The sequence below is a fragment of the Vibrio sp. M260118 genome (assembly GCF_036533755.1).
In the GTDB taxonomy this organism is placed as follows: Bacteria; Pseudomonadota; Gammaproteobacteria; order Enterobacterales; family Vibrionaceae; genus Vibrio.
In genome coordinates, this window is record NZ_JATABG010000165.1 from 1 (window position 1) to 7,451 (window position 7,451).

Consider the following 7,451-nt stretch of genomic DNA (forward strand, 5'->3'; position numbering starts at 1 on the left):
TAGTTTATCGTGATAGATCTGACTGACCTCAATCAAGGGGTTTGGCAGTGGAAACCCGAGTTGCTTGCGGCATGCGAGATCGAGGATCTTTTTGTCATAGCGAATGTGGTAGCCGACAAGTGGGCGATTGCCGATAAACTCAAGCAATTTGATTAACGCCTGCTTTTCATCAATCCCATCAACCAGATCTTGATGGCGAATTCGATGGATTTTAATTGAGCCAGAATCGAGAGATTGTGGCGCTCTGAGGCGTACTTCAAATGGTTTGCTGGTAATGATTCGGTTGTCGATGATCTTAGTTGCAGCAATGGTGACCAACTCGGCACGGTTGGGGTCTAAGCTGGTGGTTTCGCAATCTAGCGAGACATATTCACCCTTCTGCACAGAGGCGAACAGGGGCTGATAAGGTGAGCCCTTGAGTTTGTAAAACCAATACTTGCGCTGCAACCAGTTCATACTGCGAACCTCTAGTCTCTTATCTGATAATGATAGCCCAAGAACTGCTTAAATTTTTTCACTACATGTAGGCTGTGGCGCAGCAAATCGCGTTCGGTGCGTTCTATCTGTTTTAGATCGATACGGTTGTGGCTATGTTGGTTGGTGAGCTGCTGATTCAAACGTAATTTGAACAGTAACTTCAGTGCTTCGCTTAGGTTGTCTGCGGTGTCGGGTTCAAGGATACGCTTAGCTCGTAGGGCCTCGACGCGCTCAAAGGTATTTTTCTCTTCGATAGCGTATTCAAGGGCGAGGGTGCGAATACCGTGGACAATCGGGAAGATGCCACCACTCTTTACATCGACGCCCTGTTTGTCCTTTTTCACATTGCCAAACAGGGTTAAAGGCAATGAGAACTGTAGTGCAGGACGGCAGAAGTCCTGCAGCGCCAACATGTTACCGCGCATAGTCTGTTTTAAGTGCTCTGTAATCGGTTCAAGCAGTGATTTGTTGCCCGCTACCGCATGAGCATCAGTGAAAATGGCTAAGTCCATCACTTGCTCAGCTGAAGTTGGCTTAGACCATTGGCTGATGGTCTGCTTCCATTCAGTTTGCGTTTTAACCCATTTAGGGTTGTTGACCATAACGTTACCTGGGCAGAGTGGATAACCGAGCTGCTGCAGTGTATGAGTCAACTGAGCCATTACGGTTTCACATTGGTGCCAATGGAGGCCATCTTTTATCACCAATGCGTTGTCTTGGTCGGTCTTAAGAATTTGCTCCCCACGCCCTTCAGAGCCTAAAACGATCAAACAACAGTGGTCGTGAAGGGCAGGAGGAACAATCAGTTCAAACGCTTTTTCAATAATCTGTTCATTGACCGCGGAGATCAGCTCCATAATAAAACGTGTGCGAATACCGTTGTTGAGCAAGCTCTCGACTAAGTTTCGCTGTCTGTTTGAAGCGAGGGCGAGCTCTTCAATGCTAGTTGAACGCGCGATGCTTAGGGTCAATACATGGGAGTGGGTAGAGAAGGCACTGAGTATCTGCGTCATATCGAGCATGCCCACCGCATCTTTGCCGTCAGCAACCATCACTCGTTTCATACGGTTGCGCGTCATCTTGATCATGGCATTAAACAGAAACTCACCATCTTCAACATGAACAACCGGGAAGGTCGCAATTCTGCCCACTGGGGTGTCGAGAGGATGGCCTTCAAGCATTACCGCGTGGAGCATGTTGGTCCGCGTAATAATGCCATAAGGGAGTGCATGGTCATCTTCAGTGAGACGTACATCGTTGTCATTTAAACGCACCAGTGCAGAGTCGATACCATTTTGCTTAAGGGTTTGAGTCACTTCATTCAATGGCTGCTCAGGAGATAACACCATAGGTGGGTGGTAAATGCTTTTATCGACTTTAGTTAAAATAAACTCAGCTAGGTTTTGCTGCTGTTGCGCGGCTTCAATTAATTCTTGTCTGCGCGCTAAGTTGTTATCAAAGTAAGCAGCAAATTGGCCATTTTCGTTGTATAGCTCAATGAAGATGTCTTTTGGTAGTAGGTAGGAAAGGGTATCTTCGAGTGCGATATAGCGGTGCTTCACTGAGCCTTCAAACAGAGCGCGAACGTCAAACAGGTCGTCATTGGCGTAGTGAGCAAATATCTCTTTATCATCTTCCGAGCGCTCCTCTACCGCTCCTTTGATTAAAATGTGGAGGTGTTTGCTCTCGGCTCCAGACTGAAGCAGCGTCTCTCTGGCGCGAAAGTAGGCGACATCTAATGCACTGCGCAGCCTATTCTGTTGCTGGGCATCTAAGCGATCAAATGGCGGGGAGTGCATGTTAAATTTATCTGGCATTGCGAACCCTAACTCATAGCAACTCTATATCCTAAGTGTGCAGGATCGTCACGATTGTTCCAGACGACTTTGGTCGAATCTATTAATGAAACGAGTCCGGCGACTTCGTTGCTAATGACGATAATTGTGAGAATAGGGAAACGCACTTGTGACGATTATTCCCTTTTTATTCTTAGTAAAGCAAACGATAATATCGCCCGTTTGTTCCATTTCACTTTGCATTCGAGGTTGCGATGCTCACCCCATCTCCTTACGGTTGGATCTCCCAATATTTTGTCGGCTTCTTTTTCGCTTATGGTGTCTATCTACCATTTTGGGCGTTGTGGTTTGAATCACAGGGCGTGTCAGCCACTGATATTGGTCTATTGGTTGGTATCGGCTTTGCCACCCGTTGTGTTGCTAACCTAGTACTGACCCCACGCCTACACAAAGTAGAGCAGTTGATGCCAGCACTAAGATGGTTGAGTTTTGCTGCACTGTTATTTGTTGGCTTCCATTTCTTTACTGGTGGTAGTTTCTGGCTAATGGCATTAGCCACTATTTTGTTTAATTTGTGCTGCGGGCCTGTTGTTCCTCTTTCGGACGCAATGGCTAACTACTACTCACGCTTGCAAATGCTTGATTACGGTCGCACTCGTCTATGGGGCTCAATTGCATTTATCGCAGGTTCAACCGTAGTGGGATTCTTGGTCGCTCAGTATGGCAGCGATATGATTCTTTATACTGCTTTGGCGGGTGTAGCGGTTGCCTTGCTGTTTTCTATGCGTCGCATTAACCCTATGCCAGTAACAACAGTAGATGAAGATGCAGTAAGACCTAAGCTGACGGAGTTACTGCGCGAACTTCCGGTCATTAAGTTCCTCATTTTAGTATCCTTGATTCAAGGTAGTCATGCTGCTTACTACAGTTTTAGTTCGATCTACTGGAAAGAGGCGGGTTACTCCGAGGACATTATCGGTTATCTGTGGAGCTTAGGTGTGGTTGCTGAGGTTGCGATCTTTGCCTTGAGTAAGCGCTTGTTCTCCGGTTGGACATTAAGAGCACTGTTCACAGTCGCGGCAATTGGCGTCATTGTTCGTTGGGGACTGACCGCTTCAACCACCGTTTTGGCTGCGCTAGTGGTTATTCAACTTCTACACAGTGTTACTTTCGCTATGGCGCACATCGCCGCGATTCAATACATACAACACTCAGAGCAGCGTAAAATGGTTGCGCTTCAGGCTCTATACAATGCTATCCCGCTCGGCGCATTTATCGCCTTAATGACAACCTTAAGTGGTTGGGGGTACGAGAATTGGGGAGCAAACGTGTTCTGGGCGATGGCTATTATGGGTGTTTTCGCTCTATTCATTAATGTTGATGTTAAATCTCAACCGGTTAGTGATGAGTCGAAAGCGGAGCCTAATGCACAGAATTAACCCGCACTGATTGAGTTGACTCAATATCCTTAGTTAAATGAAACCTCTCCTCTTTGTTATGAAAAATGGAGAGGTTTTGCTTTTTAAGGACTTTGAAAGCTAGTAATCAAAAGATAAGGATATCTGAATGCAGGGTTGGCTAGTCATCACCGTATCACTGATGTACCTCGGGCTACTGTTTGTTATCGCTTGGTACGGAGATAAAAAGCATAGTTGGTTAGCAAAGTGGCGACCGTGGGTGTATAGCCTGTCGATTGCGGTATATTGCACCTCGTGGACGTTTTACGGTACCGTGGGCCAGGCTAGCAACAACCCTTGGGCTTTCCTGCCGATCTATATTGCGCCTATTCTTGTTTTTGCGTTTGGTTGGCGCATTCTTGCGCGCTTAATCCTCACCGCAAAACGTGAACACATTACCTCGATCGCTGACTTTATCGCTGCCCGATATGGTAAATCGCAAGGGCTTGCAGTCACGGTCACTCTCATTGCTGTTGCGGGTATTCTTCCCTATATCGCCTTACAATTGCGTGGTATTACCATGGGATTAGAGATTATCTCGCCGCAGATCCCGCAAGCTTTTGAAGGTTCAGGCCTCGATGTCTCCTGGTTCGTGGTTGGCGCACTAGCAGTCTTTACCATGTTGTTCGGTACTCGCCATATTGATAATACTGAGCACCACCGTGGCATGATGATGGCTATCGCGTTTGAGTCGATTATCAAGTTAGTCGCGTTTCTCGCGGTTGGTTTGTTCATCCTATTTTTAGCCCTCAACAGACCAGACGTTGAATTGATTGAGGTCGCGCGCCAGACCTACCAATCTCCAAATCTTCCGACTCTGATTATTCACACCGTACTGACCATGCTGGCGATCGTCTGTTTACCGCGTCAGTTCCATACTATGGTGGTGGAAAATGAGCGTGCGCAAGACCTGCACACCGCTCGTTGGTTGTTCCCTCTCTATTTGATTTTAATGGGCATGTTTGTCTTACCTATCGCTTGGGTTGGGCAGTCGCTGTTGACGGATGCGAGCCCTGACACCTACGTTATTAGCCTGCCTATGGCTGTGGGTGCTGAAGATGTTGCCCTGCTGGCTTTCCTTGGTGGTACATCAGCAGCGAGTGGCATGGTGATTGTCTCGACCATTGCCTTGGCGATTATGGTTTCGAATGATTTAGTGATGCCGCTGTTGCTGCGTCGAATGCGACTATCGCAGCGAACCCATCGACATTTTTCTGGATTGCTGCTGATTATCCGCCGTGGCTTGATTTTACTCTTGCTGCTCGGTGCGTGGGGTTTTTATCAAGCTCTCGGCAATATCCATTCTCTCTCTGCGATTGGTTTCCTCTCTTTTGCAGCGATTACTCAGTTTGCTCCTGCACTCCTGGGCGGGATGTATTGGCGTCATGGTAATCGTAAAGGCGTTTACGTTGGTTTAGCGGTGGGCTTTACGCTGTGGCTGATTACCTTGATGAGCCAAACCGACATGCTAGCGGGTAGCGCGCAAAGTAACTTCTTATTGTGGATGATTACGCCGCCAGAGTGGTTGCAGTTGCTCGATGTGACCAATTCAGATTGGGGTATAGTGCTGAGTATTAGCCTCAACACTCTCTGTTACGTGGTGGTTTCGATGTTAACTCGAGCTAGCCTAAGTGAGCGCTTACAGTCCGCTTCATTTGTCGGTACGCCATTGCCTGAAAGTGAAAACATGAGCTTGTATCAAAGCCGTGTGACCGTGGGCGAGTTAGAGATGCTGGCTTCACGCTTTGTTGGCAGGCAGAGAGTGCGCAGTGCCTTTATGCAATACTGGCAGCAGCAACGTGAAACGCTTATGCCTAACCAACAAGCGCCCTCAACACTGATTAGGCATACCGAAAGGGTACTTGCCGGGGTATTTGGTGCATCGTCAGCGAAGTTAGTCCTCACTTCTGCTCTGCAAGGTAGAAACATGCAGCTTGAAGAGGTGGCAACCATTGTTGATGAGGCTTCGGAGCTGTATGACTTTAGTCGAGGGTTGCTGCAAGGGGCGATTGAACATATTGGTCAGGGGATCGCGGTCGTCGATAAGCAGTTGCGCTTGGTCGCATGGAATCAACGTTACTTAGAGCTATTTACCTTTCCGACGGGTTTGATTCAGGTTGGCAGGCCGATAGCGGATGTTATTAGGCACAACGCAGAGCAAGGCTTATGTGGCCCTGGCGATCCCGAAGAGCATGTACGCCGCCGAGTGTATCACCTAGAACAAGGGACTAGGCACACCTCTTCCCGAGTTCGGCCGGATGGGCGAGTGATTGAAGTACAAGGCAACCCAATGCCCGGTGGTGGTTTTGTTATGAGTTTTACTGATATCACCGTATTCCGCGATGCCGAGCAAGCACTGAAAGATGCCAATGAATCATTGGAAGAGCGAGTACAAGAGCGAACTCAAGAGCTCGAGCAGTTGAACAAGAAGTTGGTTTCAGCTACACAACGCTCAGAGCATGAGTCTCAATCAAAATCTCGCTTCTTAGCCGCGGTAAGCCATGATTTGATGCAGCCGCTAAATGCCGCACGTCTTTTTGCCTCTTCTTTGTCTGAAGTCGCGTCTGAACCAGAGACGAAGCAATTATCTCACCATATAGAAAGTGCCCTAGGTGCAGCAGAAGACCTGATTGGAGATCTGCTTGATATCTCTCGCTTAGAGTCGGGCAAACTGGAAACGAATGTTCATGGCTTTGCCGTTAATGATGTATTGGCTAACTTAAATGCCGAGTTTAGTGCGCTTGCCAAACAGCAGGGCGTGACTTTTTCGATGATACCGAGTCAACTGCTGGTCAAATCAGACCCGAAACTGCTGCGTCGCGTGGTTCAGAACTTCTTAACTAATGCCTTCCGCTATAGCCCTAAAGGAAAGGTGGTGCTAGGCGTAAGACGCGTTGGTGGTAAGGCGCGGATTGATGTCTGGGATAACGGCATGGGCATTGATGAAGATAAACAGCAGGAGATCTTTGAAGAGTTTAATCGTGGTACTCAGGTTCGCTCTGATCAAGGCTTAGGTCTAGGTCTAGCGATATCTAAGGGGATTGCTCATGTTCTTGGCCATCAAATTACTATGCGCTCATGGCCTGGAAAAGGCAGTGTATTCTCGATTACCCTTGCGCGCAGTGAAAAAGCGATAGAGCAAGTAAAAGCTGTACCGTCTGGCTCTGTTTCAGATCTCAGTCACTTAAAGGTGCTGTGTGTCGATAACGAAATGGAAATCCTTGTTGGGATGGATACCCTACTTGGACGTTGGGGATGCGATGTTCGCACGGCGACTGATTTGGTGACAAGTTTACAGAGTATAGATGAGGACTGGCGACCAGATGTGATCTTATCAGATTATCGTCTTGATCACGGTAGAACGGGCCTTGAAGTGCTGCAACAGTGTCGCTTAAGGCTAGGCGGTAGTTTTGAGGGGGTAATCATTAGTGCCGACCGAACCCAAGATATGATGGATGGTATTCAGTCAAACGGTTTCAGTTTTATCCCTAAACCAGTTAAGCCACTAAAACTACGTGCGATACTCAATCGTGTGTCGTAACTATCGTACCCCTATAAATTAGGGAGCTTTCGCTCTAATGCCGTTCACTTAAGGTGAGCGGCATTGTTTTTTCTAGGGTATCGGCTTGGTTTTTTCTTCACTACTCTAGGGAAGGATCTTTCCCGTCTTGGCTCTAATATTAAACTCTCGCTTATTGAGTAAAAGTTCTGAAGTTGCCTA

4 protein-coding genes are annotated in these 7,451 nt (G+C 47.6%); 2 read left to right on the top strand and 2 right to left on the bottom strand.

Annotation, left to right across the window (positions count from 1 at the left end):
- Both QTO00_RS11190 and QTO00_RS11195 read right to left on the bottom strand, forming a co-directional pair.
- On the bottom strand, positions 1 to 456 hold a 456-nt coding region (locus QTO00_RS11190), incomplete at its 3' end, for a 3'-5' exonuclease (protein ID WP_331424889.1).
- 11 nt (positions 457 to 467) lie between these two features.
- Complete coding sequence (locus QTO00_RS11195) at positions 468 to 2,294, bottom strand: DUF294 nucleotidyltransferase-like domain-containing protein (protein WP_331424890.1); 1,827 nt, start codon at positions 2,292 to 2,294, stop codon at positions 468 to 470.
- 233 nt (positions 2,295 to 2,527) lie between these two features.
- Between QTO00_RS11195 and QTO00_RS11200 the strand changes: the two genes are divergently transcribed.
- On the top strand, positions 2,528 to 3,712 hold the full coding sequence (locus QTO00_RS11200; RefSeq protein WP_331424891.1) for a 3-phenylpropionate MFS transporter: 1,185 nt from the start codon (positions 2,528 to 2,530) through the stop codon (positions 3,710 to 3,712).
- Positions 3,713 to 3,839: 127 nt separating this feature from the next.
- Positions 3,840 to 7,271: a hybrid sensor histidine kinase/response regulator gene (locus tag QTO00_RS11205; RefSeq protein ID WP_331424892.1), complete on the top strand. Its 3,432-nt coding sequence runs from the start codon at positions 3,840 to 3,842 to the stop codon at positions 7,269 to 7,271.
- The last annotated feature ends 180 nt before the right edge of the window (positions 7,272 to 7,451 follow it).